This is a genomic window from Exiguobacterium sp. JMULE1 (assembly GCF_013337175.1).
Classification (GTDB): domain Bacteria; phylum Bacillota; class Bacilli; order Exiguobacteriales; family Exiguobacteriaceae; genus Exiguobacterium_A; species Exiguobacterium_A indicum.
This window is the reverse complement of sequence record NZ_SGWC01000002.1, coordinates 2,553,528-2,573,802: the sequence shown is the minus strand read 5'-3', so window position 1 is coordinate 2,573,802 and position 20,275 is coordinate 2,553,528. Positions and strand designations below refer to the sequence as shown.

Sequence of the window (20,275 nt, the reverse complement as noted above, 5' to 3'; positions counted from 1 at the left end):
AACCCACCATGAACAAGGCAGTCAAACACATCGTAGATACGACAGCAGCCCAAACTGGTTCACTTCCCATTGCCAACCGTTCGATTGCCGTCGTTGGACTCGGATACGTCGGTCTTCCCGTCGCTGTCGCCTTCGGCGAAAAAACAGCCGTTGTCGGCTTTGACATCAAGGAACAACGCGTTCAAGAACTGCAAGAAGGAATCGACGCGACACTCGAACTGAGTCCGTTCACGTTGAAGAACGCAACCGTCGACTACGTCTCGGATCCATCAGCACTGCAAGCGAGTGACTTCATCATCATCGCCGTTCCGACACCGATCAATGCGCAGAATCAACCAGACTTGACGCCGCTCTTACGCGCCTCACACCTCGTTGGTCGCCAGCTCAATAAAGGCGATATCGTCGTCTATGAGTCGACGGTCTACCCAGGAGCGACGGAAGAAGATTGTATCCCGGCCCTTGAAGAAGCATCCGGCTTACGCGCTGGTGTCGACTTCTTCGTCGGCTACTCACCGGAGCGGATCAATCCGGGTGACCACGAGCACACGTTCAAGACGATCAAAAAAATCGTCTCGGCTCAGGATGAACAGACACTCGATATCGTCGCGGAAGTTTACGAAGCGGTCGTCGAAGCCGGTGTCCACCGGGCTTCGTCGATCAAGGTTGCAGAAGCCGCAAAAATCATCGAAAACACACAGCGCGACCTCAACATCGCCTTGATGAACGAACTGGCAATCATTTTCGACCGGATGGACATTGATACGCTCGAAGTCCTCGAAGCAGCCGGTACGAAATGGAACTTCCTTCCGTTCCGCCCGGGTCTCGTCGGTGGTCACTGTATCGGCGTCGATCCATTCTATCTAACGATGAAAGCCGAGTCGCTCGGCTATCACCCGGAAGTCATCCTCGCCGGACGCCGGATCAACGATACGATGGGGCGCTTCATCGCAACAGCGCTCGTCAAGAACCTGATTAAACAGAACATGCCGGTCCTCGGTGCTCGTGTCACGATCCTCGGCTTATCATTCAAGGAGAACGTCAGCGATATCCGGAACTCGAAAGTCGCGAACCTCGTCCGCGAAATCGAAGAGTTCGGCATTGACGTCCAAGTGACGGATCGACTCGTCGAAAAGAGTGAGGCGAAACGCGAGTACGGCATCGACTTGCTCGAGATGAGCGAACTCAAACCAGCCGACGTCGTCATCTTCGCCGTCTCACACGAAGAATACGTCGAAGGCGGTTGGAATCTAGCGCAACACTTACTGAAGGTCGGACGCGGAATCGTCGTCGACATCAAAGGCATGTTGCCACGGTCAGAACAGCCAGAGGGGGTCCACGTATGGCGCCTTTAAAAATTCTTCAGGTCTGTGCCCTTGATACGACGGCAGAGACGATGTTACAGCCGCTCTTACTCGCTTTACAAAACGCCGGGCACGACGTCGGCATTGCTTGTGCCGACACCGGTGCCTCGGTGAAACTGGCTGCAAAGGGATTCCGGATGCACGACATCCCGATCGAGCGCCGGATCGACTGGACGAGTAACTGGCGGACGATCCAAGAAATCACACGAATCTTGAAGGAGGACGGCTACGACGCCGTCCATGTCCACACACCAGTCGCTGCCGCCCTCGGACGCGTCGCCGCAAAACGGGCCGGAACGAAGCATATCGTCTACACGGCACACGGCTTTTACTTCCACGAGAAGATGGGGCGGGTGACGTACCAGCTGACGTATTCCGTTGAAAAGTGGCTAGCTCGTTTCGCGACCGATTACCTTCTCCTCCAGAGCGAAGAAGATTATCAACTCGCTCAGCGCAAACGCTTTAAGGCGAATACCCGCCTGATGCACCTTGGAAATGGGATTGACTTGACCCGCTTCTACCCACGACCACGTGAAGCCGGAGCGCCGTTTACGTTCCTCTTCATCGGTCGGATCGTCGAAGAAAAGGGGATTCTCGAACTGCTTGATGCGTTCGAGGACGTCGTCTATCGCCACCCGGAAGCCCGTCTCGTCATCGCTGGTGAGATGATGGCAAGCGAGCGGGATCAGACGACGAAACACTTATTCTTACGACGGATTCGCGAGATTCCGAATGTCGATTACCTTGGGTTCGTCGAAGACGTACCGAGCTTGTTTCAACAAGTCGATGCCTTCGTCTTACCATCGCATCGCGAAGGCGTCCCACGTTCGATCATCGAAGCGATGGCGAGCGCAAAGCCCGTCATTGCAACAAACATCCGCGGCTGCCGCGAAGAGGTCGTCGAGGGGAAAACGGGGTATCTCGTTGAAGTCCACGACATCGCGAAGCTCGCCAAACGCATGAATACACTCGTCGAACATCCTGACCGTGCCAACGAGATGGGACGGAATGGATTTGACCGTGCCATGAAACATTTCAACGAAGCCGACGTCATCAAACGACAACTTGATCTCTTTTCAGCTATGTAAAAGGAGGACGTCATCATGAAACGCACATTCGACTTCACGGTTAGTCTGATCGCCATCTTCATCTTGATTCCTGTCTACGCCGTCGTCGCCTTAGTCATCTACACGAAGCTTGGACGACCGATCTTCTTCAATCAAGTCCGCCCTGGTTATAAGGGAGAATTGTTCAAGATCTATAAGTTCCGCACAATGACGAATGAAACGGATGCCGAAGGGAAACTCCTTCCGGATGCGGACCGGATTCCGGCATCGCTCGAGTGGATTCGTCGCTTAAGCCTTGATGAGATCCCGCAGTTCTTAAACATCCTCCGCGGACAGATGAGTTTCGTCGGACCGCGTCCGTTACTCGTCAGCTATCTGAACCATTATACGAAGGAGCAGATGGCACGACACGATGTCTTACCTGGTCTGACAGGCTGGGCACAGATTCACGGTCGCAACGCAACGACGTGGCAGCAACGCCTCGAGCAAGATCAATGGTATGCAGCCAATCATACATTCCGACTGGATCTCTACATCCTATTCAAGACGTTCAAAATGGTCATCTCGTCAGAAGGGAACTCGACGGCTCACCAGACCGGCATGGGTGAGTTCAAGGGTCTCGACGGAGGTGTTCCCCATGATGTCGCTAAGCGATGAACGGTTGATTCGGGATCCACGCGAATGGGACGCACTCGTCGCGACCTATCAACTCGATTGTTATTACGAACATGCTTACTTCGAACTTGCGAAGGGGCCCGATGAGATTCCTGAATTATTTTATTATCCGACGGAGTTTGGGACGTTGATCTATCCGTACTTGCGGCGACCGATTCCAGGCACACGCTTTGAGGACATCACGACGCCGTACGGCTATGGTGGTCCTTATTTCATGGGTATCTGGTCACTTGATCAGATTCGCGAAGCCCGCGCGCGATTCGAACAGTACTGTCGTGAAACCGGAATCGTCACCGAGACGGTTCGTTTCCACCCTTTGCTACACAATCAGGAACTCGGTCAACACTGGTGCCATCAAACGGATATCTTGCAGCCGACGGTGACACTTGAGCTGACGGATCCGTTCGAGACAATCGAAGGTGGATTCTCGCAAATGACGCGACGTAACATCCGGAAAGCACGCCGCGAAGGCGTCACGATTCGCCTCGGACGTCCGGAAGAGTACTGCGACTTCGCCCGTCTCTATCAGATGACGATGGATAAACATCAAGCCGATGCGCGGTATTACTTTGATCAGACCTACTTCGATCACTTCGCTGAAGGACGGATCAAAAATGTCCTGTTGCTTGCCGAACAAGCGGGGCGGATCATCGCTGGGTGCATCGTCCTGACGGGTCGCCAGTTCGCACATTATCATCTCGGTGCTTCAGATCCTGCCTACTTGTCGCTTCGCCCGAATCATCTATTATTCGCGGAGATGATTCGCTGGGCAAAACAAGCTGGTCTTCAAGCGTTACATCTCGGTGGCGGAACGACACGATCCGATGCAGATAGCTTACTCGCCTACAAACGATCCTTTGGTGAAGCGAATCGAACATTTTTTGGACTCGGGACATCGATTCTTGATCCGACGATTTATGACCGGCTCGCGCGACAAATCAAACAACAACATCCGGAAATCGAGACAGGACAGTGGTTCCCGATCTACCGGACGCCGCTCCGTCAGCTGTCACCTCGAAGGGAGGAAACATCATGAAACACATCCCGCTCTCCATCCCGCACTTAAGTGGTCAAGAAGCACGTTACGTCACGGAAGCACTCGAGACGAACTGGGTCGCACCGCTTGGACCGAACGTCGACGCCTTCGAACGAGAGATGCAAGCCTACACGGGAGCTCGCGCAATGCTTGCGACGAGCAGTGGTACGGCAGCCATTCACTTGGCACTCGCGACGCTTGGTGTCACGACGGGGGATGACGTCTTCTGTCAGTCCTTGACGTTCATCGCTTCGACGAATCCGATTCGTTACGTCGGTGCTCGTCCCGTCCTGATCGATTCGGAAGAGGAGACATGGAACATGTCACCCGTCGCACTCCGACGCGCGTTGATCCAGGCGGCAACGCGAGGAAAACTTCCGAAAGCCGTCATCGTCGTTCATCTATACGGAGTCGCGGCACAAATCGAGGAGATCGCTGCGCTCTGTGAAGAGTACGATGTTCCGTTGATCGAAGACGCGGCAGAGTCACTTGGAACACGCGTCAACGGGCGGATGACGGGGACATTCGGGACGTTCGGGATCTACTCCTTCAACGGCAACAAGATCATCACGACGTCAGGTGGTGGAATGCTCGTCGCAAATGATCCAGCCTTGATCGAACGTGCCTTCTATCTCGGGACACAGGCGAGACAACCGGTCCTCCATTACGAGCATACGGAAGTCGGCTACAACTACCGGATGAGCAACGTCGCTGCTGGGATCGGACGCGGTCAACTCGAAGTCATCGATCAACGCGTCGATGCGCGGCGGAAGATCTTTGATCGTTATGAACGTGCCTTTGCACCGGGCGGCGTCACGTCGCAAGTCGAGCAGACCGGAACATTCGCCAACCGTTGGCTCAGTGCTTTTCTCTTACCAGGTGGTCAAGTGCAACGCGATGCGATGATCCAGACGCTACAACAAGCGAATGCCGAGTCCCGTCCGGTCTGGAAACCGATGCACTTGCAGCCCGTCTATCGCGACGTACCATTCATCACAGCAGAAGGGATGGATGTCAGCCGTCGTCTGTTTGAAGACGGAATCTGCCTCCCGTCTGCTTCACAAATGACGTTCACCGAACAAGCCGTCGTCATCCGAAACGTTCGTCATACCTTACAGACGAACGTACGCCGGAACGTCCAGTCATGAATATATGGGAAGGGGACATCGTCATGCGCGATATGGAGGAAGCGATCCACGCACTCCGTCTCGCTGCGAACGGGAAGAATGAATTGACGGCCAATACCTATTTCCGCTGGCAATTGAACACCACTCATCCAAGCGTCGCGGAAATCCTGATGCTGTTTGGGTCGTGGCAGATCGCCTTGGAACGAGCTGGCATCGGACAAGCCCGCTTGACGTTCACGAAATCGGAAATCATTGACGCCTTGCGTCAGGCACGGGAGGAACTCGATCCTTTCACGAGCGCGACGTACCGCGAATGGGCGCAACAAAAGCAAGCACCTAGCCTGACGGATATCGTCCATCAATTCAACTCGTGGCAGCAGGCATTGTCAGAAGCGGATATCTTAAAGGAACGCATCCAGGAAATGGAACAACGGATCATCGAGTCATTACTTGAAGCGCAAGGTGCCTTGCCGGTCTTGACGAGCCAGACCTACACGAAGTGGGCGGCTGGTCAAAATCGTCCGACCGTCGCAACGATTGCTCGCCGGTACGGCTCTTGGTCAAACGCCCTTGAAATCATCGGCATCGAATTTCCGCGAAAACGCTGGCGGGAAGAGGAGGTACTCGACGTGCTCGCCGCAGCTGTAAAAGAAACGGAACATCTGACGATCGCAAGTTACCAACGGTTCAGCATCGGACGTGATGCGCCAAGCATCGGCGTCATCACCGCTTTGTTCGGTAGCTGGCGCAATGCGTTGCTCGTACTTGAAGCGCAGAGACCGTCCTGAATTCAGATCGAAGAAAAGGGGAATGGATGATGAAGAAGTGGAAATGGATCGTGTTGACACTGACGGGGATATGCCTGCTCCTTCTCTTCGGTTCAGGCGGGTATGTGTACCATAAAGCGAGCCAGACGATGAAAGAAGTTCAAGTCCAAGTGCCAGTCAAGGCGAGCGTCGAGACAGAGAAAGCCGTCGAACAGAAAAAAGGGCTCTCCTTTTTATTACTCGGCGTCGATCAACGAAAAAACGAGACAGGACGCAGTGATACGATCATCGTCGTAACGATTGATCCGAAGACGAATAAGAGCCAAATGATCAGTATCCCGCGTGATTTGAAAACAGAAATCATCGGCAATGGATCGAACGATAAAATCAATCATGCGTATGCCTTCGGTGGTCCACAGATGGCACTCGACACGGTTAGTCATCTGCTGGATATCCGACTCGACTATTTCGCAGAAATCAATTTAGAAGGGTTCACGGATCTCGTTAATGCCGTCGATGGTGTCACCGTCGAGAACGATATCAATTTCTCATATTATGAGATGCAATTTCCAAAAGGGGAACTGTCGCTGAACGGGAAAGAAGCACTTGCCTATGCGCGGATGCGCTATGATGATCCACGCGGTGACTTTGGACGACAGATCCGTCAACGGCAAGTCGTTCAGGCGGTCACCGATAAGATGACGGAGGACTTCTCGATTCGTCGCTTCAATGCTGTCCTCGACGCACTCGGGAAAAACGTCAAGACGAACGTACCATTTTCCGTTGCCCGGACCGTCGCGACGGATTACCGGGATGCCTTACGAAATGTCGAGACCTTATCACTCGACGGGAAAGGGGGAATCGAATCGGACGGAATCTACTACTGGCATCCGACGGATAAGTCGTTGAAAGAAGTTCAAGCTCAACTAAAGGAAGCATTGGAATGACATGAGGCAAGAACGAGCGAACAAATTATTTTGCTTTTCGTTTGACGTATACTACAAATAAAACAAAAAAAGATGTCCATCTCCGATTCATAACCGAAAATGGACATCTTTTTTTGATGAATCGATGAGCGTATCACGATGACCGGATCGTCCGAAGCATCGAGAATTTCATCATCGTATAGAGGAAATAGACGGTAGTCAGAATGGCAGCACCGCTCCATAACCATTGATACGCTGAACTGAAGTAGCCGAATCGAAGCCCGATCAGTGCCGGTACGATTAATGTCAACCAGCTCAAGACGAGGGCGACACGGGCAGTGATTGCATCAATCGGGCGATTCATTCCCATTCCGAGAAAGAACAGGCTCCAGAGCAACGCCCAGAACAACCACGTCACACCACCGATGATGTCATTCGTCGTGAAACTGACGAACGCATAAAACAAGGCGGCAATCGCAACGAACAAGGAAAACCAACCGACCCCGCTCCCGTCGAGATTAAACAAGAACGTGATCCCGACGTAAACGTACGTAAAGGCAAACAGATAGATGCTCGCGTATCCGAACGTCAACGCTGGATCGCCAGCGGCACCGATGATGAGATAGGTTGCGATGAACGTCTGCAATAAACCGGTGATGAGACTGAAGACACCCGCGCTACGGAGATCGACTTTTCCGAACAAGGTCAAACTATTTAAAAAGAGCGCGACGCCCCCAAATAACAAACTGACATTTCCCACGTAAAACTCTCCTTCATTAAGACGTCAGACGTCTGATTCTAAACTTAACTCTAAGATGAATTCGTTTTCAGCGCAAGCATAATTTTAGAGACAAAATGAAAAATAACCTGACTCCCGGAAAGGGAATCAGGTTGTTGATTGAGCAATTATTGTTTCAAGACAGAGCGGAGTGTCGTTTCCGTTTGAGTGGGAGTACCTTTGAGTGTGACCAATCCATAACGGACATTCCCCTTTTTAAGGAAAAAGACGCGCGTATTGTTCGCTTCAGGAGTATATCCCGTTTTACTCGCATAAATACGAGGTTCCTTAGGTAAGGTTTTATCTGTGTGATACCACTTTAACGTCCGAGCGTAAGGTCCTTTGATGCTTGCTTTATATGATTTTCGACCGCTTACTGTAATCAGGTAGCTATAATTCGCGTATGTGTTCGCGAGTTTTTGCATATCGGCAGCTGTCGTATAGTGATTCCATTCATGAAAACCATGTGGATTAGAAAAATGACTTGCTGTCATGCCGAGTGCTTGAGCACGACTATTCATTAACGAAACGAACTTTGATTCAGAACCCGCGGTCCGAACGGCAATCGCTTTAGCGGCATCATTACCCGAGCGAATCAACATGCCATTCAAGAGTTGGCGCATCGTGACACGATCTCCCGAGCGTAAACTCGCCACACTGCTACCATACGGTACTGAAATCATGGAATACGTGAGCGTAAAAGGTTGATCCAGTGTACCGTTTCGAGCGGCTACTTCGTATCCGACGATGGCAGTCAACAACTTGGTCGTACTTGCCGGATACCGTCGGACATTACTTTGTTTCGTCGTAATATAGGAAGTAGAACCGAGTTGAAAATAGCGTAAAGAGGCAACCGGATATTTACTAGCTGCTGTTTTCTTTCGGACGACTTGATTGGAAACGTAGCGTGTCTTTCCTCCGTCTTTAATCTTATACCATCCTTTGGAATAGGAGACTGCTTGTAGCACACTCTTGTAAGCAGCACGCCGAACGATCGTCTTACTAGAGGACGTGCTTGGTTTGGAGCGAATGTTCGCGCCAGACTTAGAGGTGACGACGAGAGCATATGTACTCGGACCGGTCACTTTTTTTGCGACTTGATTGGACAGATAACGGTAGGTGCCGCCATCTTTGATTTTGTACCAACCGTTCGAATACGATACTGCTGTGAATTTCGATTGATACGCAGCGAGGCGAACGATAGTTGCAGAGGAACTCGTACTTGGTTTAGAACGAATATTTCCTCCGGATTTGGATGTGACGACGACTTGATAACTGGCAGCTTGCGCCGGTAAAGCTGGTAGGAAAAGTGTAAACAGGATCAGGAGTATCAGACTCATTCGAAAAAATGGCTTCATAAAAAATCATTCCCTCCTTTTTGAAAATATAGATTCATCATAAAACAAAAAAAGGAAATTCACTTGTTTTCAAAAAAATTGATGCATTCGAATATAATAGTGATGAAAAGGGAATAATGGAGTAGATGAATGGAGGAGATAGTAGATGAAATTAGCCGTAGTAGGTATCGGAGATATCGCACAAAAAGCATACTTACCTGTATATGCCGCAAGAGAAGAAGTGGACATTCATTTGATTTCGCGCGAAGAGGAAAAAGCGAAAAAATGGCAATCGATGTATCGTTTTTCAGGTACGTTTCCGACTTTAGAAGCGGCGTTGTCAGAGGGAATGGATGCTGTCATGATTCATTCCGCAACAAAAGCGCATGCAACACAAGCGAAGCAAGCACTTGAAGCAGGGGTGCCTATATTCGTCGATAAGCCGATTTCGATGAACATCGAGGAAATTCGGGAGCTGGTTCAATTGGCAGAGGAAAAGAAGGTCCCGTTCATTACAGGATTCAATCGACGATTCGCGTCCGCACATCGTCGCCTGTTAGAAGTTGAATCCCCGAATATGATCATCATGCAAAAAAATCGAACGCCTTCTGTTGAGGGCGCGCAACCTTTTTTGTTTGATGATTTCATCCATGTTGCGGATACGCTGCGCTATTTGACGGGACGTGGAAAAATCGAAAACCTGCATATCCGGAGTAAGCAGGATACGAGTGGGTTGCATCACGTTACGATTCAATTCGAATCAAATGGAATTACTGCCATCGGAGTGATGAACCGGAACAATGGTGTCACGGAAGAGCGGGTAGAAGTGATGGGACCGCATGAAAAGCGGATCGCTACAGACGTGACGATGCACGAACGACAAACGAGTGAAGGAACGCTTGTCTATCCGCTAGATAACTGGGAATCGACATTGAGTCGAAGAGGATTCATTGCCTTGATTGATGCATTCTTGAAAACGATAGCGGGTGAGCCGTCTGCGTCCGTCACGGCTTCAGATAGTTTAGAAACTCATGAACTCTGTCATCACATCTATCAACATGTGATGAGATGAACGAAAGCCGTACTCTGGAATCAAGAAGAGTACGGCTTTTCTATGGATGGAATCGAGGAATGGGTCTTCTACCATCACGTCACCTCATAAAGCTGATACGTTTTCTTTCCGCCTGGTCCTTCGAAGGTCAGACGAAGCGAGGAACGAACGAATCGATACGTCACACTTCCTTCTGAAAAGAAAAGGCGAGCTGAAAGGTCAGGCTCGAATCGAATGACTTCTGTATCGTTTCGAAAAGATCCAGCTGTTCCGAAGTGATCGAATTGAAGGGATGCGACAAAGGTATTTCGTGAATCAAACGAAACGTGGATACGATCACTCCCTTCAAACAGTTCATTTTCGAAAGTACTTCGCTCCACTTCATACGTTCCTTCAAACTGCCGGACTTGCTTGATTTTCTCTTGAGCGGTTTGTTCAATCAACTGAGCCCGTTCACGAATCGGGTGATCCGGCGCTAAATCAGACTGTTCAATCGTACGGGCAGTTCGGATTACTTCTTTGAAATGATAGCTAGCGAACTGTTGCTCCAACTTCACCATCGTTTGAGCCGCTTGACTATCCTGCTCAGTTGTCGCGCGCTCGACGACTTGAGTGTAGGCATCGTTCTCCATTTCCCTTTGAACGTTAGAGGGTGTCTCTTTACAACCTGATAAAATCAAACAGAAAAGAAGCATCCATGTATATCTCATGTTTTCACCTCAGTTCGTGTAGTGTGCGTGATTTGGAGATGATCCGTATGCAGTTGAATACGATACTGCACGCGATAGGTGACAAATGAAGGCTCGTTTCCTTGTGTCGTTTGATACGTTTCTAGCGTACGAAGTTCATAGATGGAACCATCGGATGAAAAATCCTGGAATTCAACTGTGTGAATGCGGGGTGGTGCAGCAGAAGTTGCTTTTTGGCGCAGAGCGGTCAGTGCCTGAAGTTCAGATTTGAATGCGCGAGAAGACATATATTGAATCGAAGAGAAAGTCTCGATCGAATCATAACGTGTTGAAAAGGTGATGAGTTCAGGAACGGTTCCTGTATACTGACGGACGAAACGTAATACATCATACGATGTAGGCGGTTTATTTTTCGAATAGGTTTGATTATAGGCAACCTGTTCATCTGACCATTCCGAGAGACTCCATGTCTGGACTGGAGAAGGTACGACCTCTGAAGAAGAGGCATCTTTCGTCACATACCAAAATAAACTCGAGGTCATTAAGACGAAAAGAATGATTATGCATAGTAGAACAGGACGAAATGCAGATGAAGTCGGTTCCGTTTCAGGACGCTTCCGTGCGATGACGGGATGCTGGCAATAGGAGCACGCGTCATCCTCGTAGCCTAGAGGTGTTCCGCAAAGTGAACAACGTTCCATAAGACAAGTCCTCCTAAGTGTATGAAATTCAATTTCTTGTCGGTATCTTATTTATTGAAATCATTTCCATCTTATCATTAATTGAAAACGTAATCAAAGCATGAAAAAGAACTCATCCAGCTTGATAATGGATGAGTTCTTTACTGTTTCATTTACGTACTTTTCAACGGATCCGTTACGAAGATTCCTTCCGCTGTTTCGGACGCTTCGAGTGGAGCATCATCTAAGAAGTAGGTGCGTACTACGCGATTAGCGGCAAGTCCATCCTCTTTCGCACAGAACGTTTCCCGAAAATGATCGAGCTTTATTTGATAATCCTTCGACCAAGACGGAATCGTCGCCAGTGCCTCGTAAAAGGACAGTTCCTCTTCAATGATCGGACCAGGTAAGTCCTTTTGATAGTCCAAGTAGAAACCGCGCAACGTATCGCGATAGAGCTCTAGGTCATAAGCATAGAACAGGACTGGACGATTAAGATTGGCGAAATCAAAAAAGACGGATGAATAGTCAGTGATCAATAAATCAGTTAATAAATAGAGTTCTTGGATGTCGGGATAGTTGGTGACATCGAGGAACTGTTCTCGATACTCACTTGGAATTTTCGGTTTTTTCGTCACGAGTACATGGGTCCGAATGAGGAATACATAGTCATCCCCTAGTGCTTCAGCGACACGACTGAATTCGAACGGGTAATCAAAGAAAAATTTTCCGTTTCCTAATGCATGATGATCCCGGAACGTAGGAGCATATAAAATGACCTTCTTATCCGGCGAAATGTTCAGTTGTGCACGCAAGTCGTCGACCTTTTTCGTAGCATCTGCAAAAAATAAGTCATTACGTGGATAGCCGGATTCAAGGATTGTTCCTTCATACTGGAAAGCACTTTTAAAAATCGCTGTCGCATAACTACTCGGCGAGAGAAGCACGCTCCATTGTTGGATCGAGCGAGTGACACGGTCGACATAACCGGCGTCTCGACCATGAATTTCCTCTAAATCGAATAACATCTTTTTCAGTGGTGTGCCGTGCCATGTTTGAATATAGGTCGTTTCTTTACGTCGGGTCATGTAATGAGGGAAGTTTTGATTGTTCACCCAGTACTTGGCCGTCGCTAAATGATAAAAGTAGCGAGGTGACAGACGTTTGATGACGTTAACATGATCATCCCCGAGATAGAGTCGTTTATTGTGTACCCAGACGACTTGATGGGTGCTACCGAGGCGACGCAATTCTTCATAGATATAACGGGGACTATCACCGTACTGTTTACCGAGCCCGCTCTCGAACACAATTTTATTTTCTTGTACCGGTAATTTTTTCATCAAGCGATAGCTGATTTTCATGATCGGAAAATAGAAGCGACTCCGACGGAAAAGTCGGAATAACACGAGTGATGCTTCTTTTGTTTGTATCGTTTCCCAAACATGGCGCTGCTGTTTGTAATCAAGAATCGTTTGGTAGATATCTTCGGAATAAGACTGTTCTGTTGGTTTTAAGAAGACCGCAGCCCGCTCCTTGTAAGACGGAAGCATCGCAAAATCACGTGAGGCCGTCGCTTCGAGGTCAGCGATTAAATCATCGACTGTAGTCGAGATGGGGCCGGGTAACTCTTTCGCTAAATCAAGGTGCGAACCGACCGGACCGATGAATCTGCGAGCATCGAATTGGAAATAGTGAACCGGTCGTCCTAAGAAATTAAAATCAAAGGCGACGCTCGAGTAGTCTGTAATGAGTAAGAGACTCTCCTTCAACAAACTTTGGACATCCCGTTCGCCTTGATAGATGACGGTCACTGGGAAACGCTCGAAATGGCTCGCGTACTGTTGCATATTCGGATGTAAACAGAACAGAATCTCCAAATCATGGTCGTGTGCGAGTTCATGGAGGCGCGGGTGTTCTAAAAGAGCGGAGTACTGTGCGAAATAGTCCGATTCCAAGAACTGAATAGGTGTTTGCAACCACGAACGCCACGTCGGAATGATCAAGATTTGCCGTTTGACGGGCGTGTCACCGTTCAAGAGGGCGTCGAAGCGTGAGAGCCCCGTAATTCGAATCTCGTCTTGACGATAGCCCATATCCTGCATGACCAATCGACGTTCCCGTTCAGAACTCACTAAAAAGAGATCAGTATCGAACGATAATGCGAATTTGCCGTACTGATTCTCCATATTTTTAGCGCCCAGTACTCCATGTTGAATGAAGATCCGGTCGGCTTTCATTTTTCGCTTGAATCGCGGTGAGCGAAGGGGATAAAGATAGTCGGCATGATGGGTTCCAACGAATTTACTTGCCATGAACGAATGATAAATATGTTCTTTCGAACGGAAAGGCAAGGTATTTCCAAGAATCGCGACCTTATCATACTCAGGTGAATTTGGATCAATCACGTAGTAAGCAGGATGTTCTGCATGCTGCTCGCGCATGAACCGGAAAAAGTGATACCCGTTATCTTGTGCTTTATAAGGTCTTTCCCCGATCAACCATGTTTTTCGGTCAGCAAAGAGACGATAGAGAGGGGCAAACGTCATCATATGCTCAAGGTAACGATAATTTTCGTTCGTGAACGCACTTAATTCAAACGAGAGATTCCGATGACCGACAGTGAAATAAGGTGTGACATGCATCGTATGTGTCGCGTTGCGCCCAGTGAGTTCCGTTGTGAGATGACGTGTGATGTAACGAGCTCTTCCGAGTCGGACGAGGCGAGGGATCAGACGATGGTAGTAGGTCAGTTCCATGAAGCTATCGTAGATGCCTTCATGGAGAAGACGCTCCGATTGTAAGGCGGACCAATCAATCTGTGTGCGATACGTATAGCGATATAGACCAAACCGACGTTGACTTGCCTCTTGATCATAGAACCAATCAACAGGCAGTGCGATCCGATCTCCGGTTTCACGATGGACGAGGATGAGCTGTCCTTTCTTTAAAAAAGAATGACGTGAAAAAAGTTTCCCTTCGATATGTGTTTCGTGAGAGTGTTTTTTATCGATCCGATCAATCTGAAGCCGTGACTTAATGACGGGTTCCTTGTTGAGCAATAATCGGATGTTTCCTTTCAAGTCTGTGTAAAAAAAGACGCGATGTTGCTTCGCTTCATCAAAAAGAGGCGAGAGTGGTGAAGGAATAGTAGTACGTAAGAAACGACCTAATGTAATTTCTCGTACATATGACTCATTAGTAATGGTCGATCGCGAAGGAAGACCGCTCTCTTGCCACTTCTCAAGTGTTTCCGGTGGAATGGCCGCAAGCGGTTTACGATATTTGAGATATAGGGAAAATCGACCATGAGGCAGTAACGTCTCAGGTGTAAGAGCTGATTCTTCTAAAAAATCTTCTTGTTCTAGGTGAGTGTCTTGATGCTGAATGAGGTGGTCGATCAGAAGGTGAATATGGGATGGATTGAATTCGAATCGGAAAAAGGTTGAACGTGCTTGATGATTCACGAGCTCCGTGACGAGGAGCTGATTCCGGTCATAAATACAAAGGGACTCGACGACTAAATCCGGATCGGTCAATGACCCGATAAGGATAAAGCATGTTCGTCCGACATAAGAGTGATCTGCTGTTTGCTAGTCTTCCGTTCTTTAGAAGAAGAGCGTTTCGGTAAGATCGTTTTACCGGACCGTGCCATTCTCAAAAACAGATGTGATACATTCATAACAAAACCTCCTAAGATGTAAAAAGAAGTAAATGATATTTTCGACACACAATAACATACCATAAAAGTAAATGTAAGTGGTTACAGAAAAAGTCGAATTAACTTATAAAGAAGGTGTGAAGAATGCGTCATTTGATTTTAATGGACACGTTCAAAGGAAGCCTCGCTTCGAAAGAAGCGGCAGAGGCGGTCGCTGCAGGTATTCTTCAACAGGATCCATCCGCGATCATCGATCAATCGCCTGTTGCTGATGGAGGAGAAGGAACACTAGCTGTGTATGCGGCAGGTGGCTATGAGATACGGACGGAGTGGACGGTGGATTTAGCCGGACGCCCTTGTGAAGTGATGTATGCGCAACATGAACAGGAAGCCGTCATTGAAGTCGCACAGATATGCGGACTATCGATGAGACATGAAACAGACGATCCATTTTTGTTACACACGAAAGGAGTCGGTCATCTCGTCCAGACGTTACGCCGAAAAGGCATGACAAAGATTCGAGTCGCTCTTGGAGGAACAGGAACGACAGATGGCGGGCTTGGTTTTTTACATGAAATGGGATGTTCTTTACGAGATGCGGAAGATCGTCCGATTCGGTTTCACACGAATCCGCTAGTCGAGACGCGATGGCTGGCATGTATAGACGCTCCATTTTCGTTGGAGGCATTGGTAGATGTTCGTTCCCATTACTCTGGTCAAGACGGTCCAGCGTATCTATTTGGACCCCAAAAAGGGTTACGACGAAATGAGATTGAATGTTTAGATCAACGATTGAAAGAAATGGAAACGATTCTCAAGCTAGAAAATATTCAAGGTGCAGGAGCCGCAGGGGGACTGGGTGGTGCGATTCATGCTGTCGGGGGAACGATCGTGTCGGGTGCCCAGTCCATCCTCGCGTATTTAGGATGCGAGGAACGATTACGGAAAGCAGATTATGTCTGGACTGGTGAAGGGAAAGTCGATCGCCAAAGTCAATTAGGGAAAATAACAGGAGAAATCGTGCGATCTGCTGGAATTGCTCAAGTTCCATGTCTTATTCTTGCGGGTATCGTCGAAGAAAAGATACCCGGTGCGCTGGATTGTCGATCGATTCATATCGACCGACCCGTTACGTTAGACAAAGAGCAGACGTTTGCTCGCTTAACAGAGCAGGCCTCGATCTGGCTAAAAGAACTTTCACGGGAACAGGGATGAAGTCGGAAAAGTTTGGGTAAATAACTGTATATTGCCATACTTTTAGAGAAGGTAGGTCATCGTATGATCAATCAATCGATTCAATTATCGTTTCGCCAAGTCCGAGCACTGGTCGAACATACCCTGCTATTATTCAAAGAGCTCGATCAACAATTAGCAAACCGTGGATACGAACCGGTTCTCCCGGAAGTCGTCCAAACGGAGCATGGTCTGAGCATCCATCAGACAAAGGAGAGTGCGGAGTCACTCGTGCCGCACTTTTTAACACGGACGTATGTCCGGCAACAAGAAAAAACGAATCAACATGGATTGCTGATCTCTGTTCAATATACGCATCCGCTCCACGAACGATTCGATCCGGTCGTCCTCGTCGGCGATGTTTCGTTCAAGCAAGCGAAACATGCGCAAAAGATCTTAAGTGAAAAGCCGTGGCTCCTAAAATATGCTGCCTTTGAATCCACAATTGCGCAAGAGTTCGTTGCCGATGGTACACGCTATACGACGCAACCGATTGAAGAAATCGAAGAGCTGATCGTCTGGGGGCATCCGTTCACGGAAATGCGCGATATCGATGACGTCAAACGATTGGCGGAAGAGATGATCAGTCGTCATCTCGAGCCGGGGACAACATGAAAATAAGCTTCCGTTCCTTCAAGATAGAAGGAGGGAAGCTTATTTTTTAGACTTGAACGAGCAATCGTTCGATCGCTGCCGTCAAATCAGTTGGATTCGTTTTTGGAGAGAACCGCGTCACTTCTCCATCACGGGTCACGAGGAATTTCGTGAAATTCCACTCGATGTCTGTTGCACCGTCCGTCGTTGGTGCTTGTGCTTTCAGTTCTTCGAATAACGGATGTGCTTGCTCACCGTTGACATCGATTTTTGAAAAGACGGGGAACGTCACGCCGTAGTTGACTTGGCAGAACGACTGGATCTCCTCGTCCGTTCCCGGGTCTTGATTCGCAAACTGATTACACGGGAAACCAAGTACGGTCAATCCTTGCGAACGATAGTCTTGATGCAATTGCTCGAGTCCTTCAAACTGCGGCGTCAAGCCACATTTGCTGGCTGTATTGACGATCAGCCATGCTTGAGCTGGGTAGTCAGTTAAAGATGCCGACGTTCCGTCGACGCGTTGAAATGAATGATCTTGTAACATATCGATTCCCCCTTTTTAAGTACTTCTACAGTGTAACAAATCCGTTTTCTCGTCGTCTTCTCTCGTTACTTATGAGATGACAGAAACATCACAATCGAGTGTCAGCGACGCTTTTTCGACGAATCTTTGTTACGATGAAAAGGAATATGGAAGGAAAGGAGAGATGCCACATGAGAAAAATGTTAAAACAATCGCGGTTCGTCATGATCGCGACGCTTTGTCTCGTCCTGGTCGGTAGTTGTATCACGTTACTGACGCTTGGATTCGAACGCGATATTGTGATTCTTGTTTCTGGAGTGGTTGCCCTATGGGTGACGATGCTAGCTCCTTTGACGGTCCATGCCAAAATGAATCAGCAATCATAATCGTTGTTTGTTCATGAAACTGCGGAACGATTCTCACTGAAATGGAGCTCCTCCATTTTAGATGAAGGAATCGATTTCTGCGGTTTTTTTTCTTCTATAGCATAGGGTTGAAAAACACTATTTTTCAAAAGTAAGTCATTAAAAAATCAGACTATTTTTTTTTCAACTTTTCTATTTACAACTCTAAAAAATCGGAGTAATATCCATCTCATCAACGAACACTAACATGTTAATGCTTCGATCTCAAAGTACGCCGAATTCATGATTGAAGCGGGGGACCCAACCGTCACGACACGTGACAAGGGGTGAATCCTTTCCGAACGGGAAAGGTAGGGCGAAATCCTAGGTATGCCCGAATCCGACAGCTAACCTCGCAGGCGTTTTTAGGAGGGAACGACTCTTTTTCAGTATGCCAAGGTATAAAGGCGATGCTGGGGCCGTTTTTCGCCTCACATCGCCTTTTTGTCGTGTTTAATTGTAAAAATATTGAATAATATGGGGGTAATTTCATAATGGGAGAGCTGTGGAGTATCTTACTACTTGCCTTCTTCTTCGGTACGACGTTCGGGATGATTCATCTGATCGAGCGTGTCCAGTGGAGAGCAGGTGACCGCAAATGACATGGTTTTTACTGGCGACGGGCTGCCTCGTCTTCTTGTATCTCGGTTATTGTCTGATGTATCCAGAAAAATTCTAATCGCATAGGGAGAAAAGAAAAACATGTGGACTCAATTCATGATCCAATTTTGGATCCTACTCGTCATCGCACTTTGTGCGGCGGTCTTACTCGGTCGCTACATCGGAGTATACTTCGCACCTGTCGCAGAGCGCCGGGTCGATAAAATTGGTAAGGTCGAACGACGACTGTTGTTATTACTCGGTGTCGATGAAAAGAAACACGATCAATCGTGGGTCGGCTATTCGAAGAGCCTCTTGCTCGTTAACCTATTATTTTTCATCGGTGGATATTTGTTACTTCGCTTCCAAGGCAGTCTACCTTTAAATCCGAACGATGCTGTGAATCTCGACTGGTCGACGGCGCTTCATACGACGATCAGTTTCATGACGAATACCGATCAACAACACTATTCGGGTGAGGCACTCTCGTATCTCTCGCAAACGTTCGTCCTCGGAACGATGTTATTCGTCGCTCCGACGATGGCATTCACGGTCTGTATCGCTGTCATTCGTGGTCTTGCGAACAAACCACTCGGTAACTTCTATGCCGACTTCTTCCGCTTCATCTTCCGAATTCTCTTACCGATTTCGTTCGTCTTCGGTTTAGCGATGATCCTACTCGGTGTACCGCAGACATTTGGAGGAGCAGTCAGCGTCACGACGCTCGAAGGAGCAAAACAGTTGATCTACCGCGGACCAGTCGCTGCTTTTGAAGTCATCAAACAGCTCGGAAACAATGGTGGTGGTTTCTTTGGTGCCAACGGAGCGCATCCATTCGAGAACCCGAACCAGTTCGTCAACTTCATCCAGATGTTCTTGATGCTACTGATTCCGATGTCACTTCCGATTGCATACGGTAAAATCATCGGTTCAGCGAAACAAGGGCGACTGTTCCTTAGTGTCATGACGCTTCTCTTCATCATGATGACGGTCGGGATGGCAGGGAGCTTACTTGCGAATCCAACAGCGCATGGTCAGGAATTACGATTTGGTCAAATCGGAACGGCGCTCTACAGTTCAATTACGACGGCAGCTGAAACTGGTGCGGTCAACGCGATGCACGACTCACTGCATCCGCTCGCAGGATTGATCCAACTCGGCAATATGATGCTCAACGTCGTTTACGGTGGAGCAGGTGCAGGATTCCTGAACGTTTTGCTTTACGCCTTTGTCGCAGTCTTTCTGACAGGTCTCTTGATCGGTCGGACACCGACGTTCCTCGGGAAGAAAATCGAGACGTTCGAAGTGAAGATGATCGCGATCGCGCTACTCGTGCCGCCCTTCCTGATTCTCGTCGGAACGGCGATCTCGATGTACGTCGCGCCAGGCGTCGCCGGCATCTCGAACCCAGGTTATCACGGACTGTCGCAAGTCTTGTATGAGTTCACGTCCGCGACAGCGAACAACGGATCCGGTTTTGAAGGACTCGGCGACGCAAACGTCTACTGGAATGTCTCGACATCATTCGCGTTGTTCTTCGGACGCTACATCCCATTGATCTTGATGCTTGCAATCGTAGGTTCGCTTAAAGCGAAGCAATCGGTTCCGCAAGATGAATTTTCGTTTAAGACAGACACACCACTCTTCGGAACAGTCTTCCTCGGTACGGTCGTACTCGTCGGTGCATTGACATTCTTGCCAGTGCTCGTACTTGGACCGGTCGCGGATTGGCTGACGATGTGAACAGGAGATAAAAGCATATG

Annotated in this window: 19 protein-coding genes and 1 riboswitch; of the genes, 12 read left to right on the top strand and 7 right to left on the bottom strand. The window is 48.6% G+C overall.

Features of this window, described 5'->3' with window-relative positions; all coding sequences use genetic code 11:
* Positions 1 to 8 precede the first annotated feature (8 nt).
* The 7 genes from EXW93_RS13615 to EXW93_RS13585 are packed head-to-tail and all read left to right on the top strand — an operon-like array spanning position 9 to position 6,980.
* Positions 9 to 1,352, top strand: a complete 1,344-nt coding sequence (locus tag EXW93_RS13615; RefSeq protein WP_217448919.1) for a nucleotide sugar dehydrogenase — start codon at positions 9 to 11, stop codon at positions 1,350 to 1,352.
* Positions 1,340 to 2,449, top strand: coding sequence for a glycosyltransferase family 4 protein (locus EXW93_RS13610; RefSeq protein WP_035396069.1), 1,110 nt, complete (start codon positions 1,340 to 1,342; stop codon positions 2,447 to 2,449). The genes EXW93_RS13615 and EXW93_RS13610 overlap by 13 nt, the downstream gene beginning before the upstream one ends.
* Positions 2,450 to 2,464: 15 nt before the next feature.
* Positions 2,465 to 3,085 carry a sugar transferase gene (locus tag EXW93_RS13605; RefSeq protein WP_174316584.1) on the top strand — a complete coding sequence of 207 codons (621 nt, stop codon included), beginning with the start codon at positions 2,465 to 2,467 and terminating at the stop codon, positions 3,083 to 3,085.
* On the top strand, positions 3,066 to 4,139 hold the full coding sequence (locus tag EXW93_RS13600; RefSeq protein ID WP_174316583.1) for a lipid II:glycine glycyltransferase FemX: 1,074 nt from the start codon (positions 3,066 to 3,068) through the stop codon (positions 4,137 to 4,139). Before EXW93_RS13605 ends, EXW93_RS13600 begins: the two co-directional genes overlap by 20 nt.
* Positions 4,136 to 5,287 (top strand): aminotransferase class I/II-fold pyridoxal phosphate-dependent enzyme, encoded by a 1,152-nt coding sequence (locus tag EXW93_RS13595; protein ID WP_023469391.1) that lies wholly within the window; start codon positions 4,136 to 4,138, stop codon positions 5,285 to 5,287. Before EXW93_RS13600 ends, EXW93_RS13595 begins: the two co-directional genes overlap by 4 nt.
* 23 nt (positions 5,288 to 5,310) lie before the next feature.
* The gene (locus EXW93_RS13590) at positions 5,311 to 6,054 is read left to right on the top strand and encodes a hypothetical protein (RefSeq protein WP_058264607.1); all 744 of its coding nucleotides are present in this window, start codon (positions 5,311 to 5,313) and stop codon (positions 6,052 to 6,054) included.
* Positions 6,055 to 6,083: 29 nt separating this feature from the next.
* Positions 6,084 to 6,980 (top strand): LCP family glycopolymer transferase, encoded by an 897-nt coding sequence (locus EXW93_RS13585; RefSeq protein WP_023469389.1) that lies wholly within the window; start codon positions 6,084 to 6,086, stop codon positions 6,978 to 6,980.
* A 133-nt stretch (positions 6,981 to 7,113) separates the two neighbouring features.
* Here EXW93_RS13585 and EXW93_RS13580 read toward each other — a convergent pair whose 3' ends face one another.
* Positions 7,114 to 7,719, bottom strand: coding sequence for an AmiS/UreI family transporter (locus EXW93_RS13580; RefSeq protein ID WP_174316582.1), 606 nt, complete (start codon positions 7,717 to 7,719; stop codon positions 7,114 to 7,116).
* 146 nt (positions 7,720 to 7,865) lie between these two features.
* Positions 7,866 to 9,095: an SH3 domain-containing protein gene (locus tag EXW93_RS13575; RefSeq protein WP_023469387.1), complete on the bottom strand. Its 1,230-nt coding sequence runs from the start codon at positions 9,093 to 9,095 to the stop codon at positions 7,866 to 7,868.
* Between the two features lie 145 nt (positions 9,096 to 9,240).
* Between EXW93_RS13575 and EXW93_RS13570 the strand changes: the two genes are divergently transcribed.
* Positions 9,241 to 10,146: a Gfo/Idh/MocA family protein gene (locus EXW93_RS13570; protein ID WP_174316581.1), complete on the top strand. Its 906-nt coding sequence runs from the start codon at positions 9,241 to 9,243 to the stop codon at positions 10,144 to 10,146.
* A 74-nt stretch (positions 10,147 to 10,220) separates the two neighbouring features.
* On the opposite strand, the gene EXW93_RS13565 is transcribed toward EXW93_RS13570, so the two are convergent.
* The 4 genes from EXW93_RS13565 to EXW93_RS16500 form a co-directional block, all read right to left on the bottom strand.
* On the bottom strand, positions 10,221 to 10,835 hold the full coding sequence (locus EXW93_RS13565; RefSeq protein ID WP_174316580.1) for a hypothetical protein: 615 nt from the start codon (positions 10,833 to 10,835) through the stop codon (positions 10,221 to 10,223).
* The gene (locus tag EXW93_RS13560) at positions 10,832 to 11,515 is read right to left on the bottom strand and encodes a hypothetical protein (protein WP_174316579.1); all 684 of its coding nucleotides are present in this window, start codon (positions 11,513 to 11,515) and stop codon (positions 10,832 to 10,834) included. Before EXW93_RS13560 ends, EXW93_RS13565 begins: the two co-directional genes overlap by 4 nt.
* Before the next feature lie 152 nt (positions 11,516 to 11,667).
* Entirely contained in the window at positions 11,668 to 14,961 is a 3,294-nt protein-coding gene (locus EXW93_RS13555) for a CDP-glycerol glycerophosphotransferase family protein (protein WP_371811191.1), read from the bottom strand.
* A 68-nt stretch (positions 14,962 to 15,029) separates the two neighbouring features.
* Positions 15,030 to 15,176, bottom strand: coding sequence for a hypothetical protein (locus tag EXW93_RS16500; RefSeq protein WP_254606211.1), 147 nt, complete (start codon positions 15,174 to 15,176; stop codon positions 15,030 to 15,032).
* 123 nt (positions 15,177 to 15,299) lie between these two features.
* On the opposite strand from EXW93_RS16500, the gene EXW93_RS13550 reads away from it, so the two are divergent.
* Together EXW93_RS13550 and EXW93_RS13545 are read left to right on the top strand one after the other, a co-directional pair.
* On the top strand, positions 15,300 to 16,370 hold the full coding sequence (locus tag EXW93_RS13550) for a glycerate kinase (RefSeq protein WP_174316578.1): 1,071 nt from the start codon (positions 15,300 to 15,302) through the stop codon (positions 16,368 to 16,370).
* A 63-nt stretch (positions 16,371 to 16,433) separates the two neighbouring features.
* Complete coding sequence (locus EXW93_RS13545; RefSeq protein WP_023469381.1) at positions 16,434 to 17,003, top strand: hypothetical protein; 570 nt, start codon at positions 16,434 to 16,436, stop codon at positions 17,001 to 17,003.
* A 46-nt stretch (positions 17,004 to 17,049) separates the two neighbouring features.
* Here EXW93_RS13545 and EXW93_RS13540 read toward each other — a convergent pair whose 3' ends face one another.
* Positions 17,050 to 17,529, bottom strand: a complete 480-nt coding sequence (locus tag EXW93_RS13540) for a glutathione peroxidase (RefSeq protein WP_174316577.1) — start codon at positions 17,527 to 17,529, stop codon at positions 17,050 to 17,052.
* 170 nt (positions 17,530 to 17,699) lie between these two features.
* Between EXW93_RS13540 and EXW93_RS13535 the strand changes: the two genes are divergently transcribed.
* The gene (locus EXW93_RS13535; protein WP_023469379.1) at positions 17,700 to 17,894 is read left to right on the top strand and encodes a hypothetical protein; all 195 of its coding nucleotides are present in this window, start codon (positions 17,700 to 17,702) and stop codon (positions 17,892 to 17,894) included.
* A 241-nt stretch (positions 17,895 to 18,135) separates the two neighbouring features.
* Positions 18,136 to 18,289: riboswitch (cyclic di-AMP (ydaO/yuaA leader) on the top strand.
* Positions 18,290 to 18,614: 325 nt separating this feature from the next.
* Positions 18,615 to 20,255: a potassium-transporting ATPase subunit KdpA gene (gene kdpA / locus EXW93_RS13525; RefSeq protein ID WP_174316576.1), complete on the top strand. Its 1,641-nt coding sequence runs from the start codon at positions 18,615 to 18,617 to the stop codon at positions 20,253 to 20,255.
* Positions 20,256 to 20,275 lie beyond the last annotated feature (20 nt).

What these genes read in the sequence shown, in the direction of transcription:
- EXW93_RS13610 (WP_035396069.1), top strand. Translation starts at nt 1,340, where the DNA reads ATGGCGCCTTTAAAAATTCTTCAGGTCTGTGCCCTTGATACGACGGCA.
- EXW93_RS13545 (WP_023469381.1), top strand. Translation starts at nt 16,434, where the DNA reads ATGATCAATCAATCGATTCAATTATCGTTTCGCCAAGTCCGAGCACTG.
- EXW93_RS13605 (WP_174316584.1), top strand. Translation starts at nt 2,465, where the DNA reads ATGAAACGCACATTCGACTTCACGGTTAGTCTGATCGCCATCTTCATC.
- EXW93_RS13595 (WP_023469391.1), top strand. Translation starts at nt 4,136, where the DNA reads ATGAAACACATCCCGCTCTCCATCCCGCACTTAAGTGGTCAAGAAGCA.
- EXW93_RS16500 (WP_254606211.1), bottom strand. Translation starts at nt 15,176, where the DNA reads ATGAATGTATCACATCTGTTTTTGAGAATGGCACGGTCCGGTAAAACG.
- EXW93_RS13575 (WP_023469387.1), bottom strand. Translation starts at nt 9,095, where the DNA reads ATGAAGCCATTTTTTCGAATGAGTCTGATACTCCTGATCCTGTTTACA.
- EXW93_RS13560 (WP_174316579.1), bottom strand. Translation starts at nt 11,515, where the DNA reads ATGGAACGTTGTTCACTTTGCGGAACACCTCTAGGCTACGAGGATGAC.
- EXW93_RS13615 (WP_217448919.1), top strand. Translation starts at nt 9, where the DNA reads ATGAACAAGGCAGTCAAACACATCGTAGATACGACAGCAGCCCAAACT.
- EXW93_RS13565 (WP_174316580.1), bottom strand. Translation starts at nt 10,835, where the DNA reads ATGAGATATACATGGATGCTTCTTTTCTGTTTGATTTTATCAGGTTGT.
- EXW93_RS13570 (WP_174316581.1), top strand. Translation starts at nt 9,241, where the DNA reads ATGAAATTAGCCGTAGTAGGTATCGGAGATATCGCACAAAAAGCATAC.
- EXW93_RS13550 (WP_174316578.1), top strand. Translation starts at nt 15,300, where the DNA reads ATGCGTCATTTGATTTTAATGGACACGTTCAAAGGAAGCCTCGCTTCG.
- EXW93_RS13535 (WP_023469379.1), top strand. Translation starts at nt 17,700, where the DNA reads ATGAGAAAAATGTTAAAACAATCGCGGTTCGTCATGATCGCGACGCTT.
- EXW93_RS13540 (WP_174316577.1), bottom strand. Translation starts at nt 17,529, where the DNA reads ATGTTACAAGATCATTCATTTCAACGCGTCGACGGAACGTCGGCATCT.
- EXW93_RS13600 (WP_174316583.1), top strand. Translation starts at nt 3,066, where the DNA reads ATGATGTCGCTAAGCGATGAACGGTTGATTCGGGATCCACGCGAATGG.
- kdpA (WP_174316576.1), top strand. Translation starts at nt 18,615, where the DNA reads ATGTGGACTCAATTCATGATCCAATTTTGGATCCTACTCGTCATCGCA.
- EXW93_RS13590 (WP_058264607.1), top strand. Translation starts at nt 5,311, where the DNA reads ATGCGCGATATGGAGGAAGCGATCCACGCACTCCGTCTCGCTGCGAAC.
- EXW93_RS13585 (WP_023469389.1), top strand. Translation starts at nt 6,084, where the DNA reads ATGAAGAAGTGGAAATGGATCGTGTTGACACTGACGGGGATATGCCTG.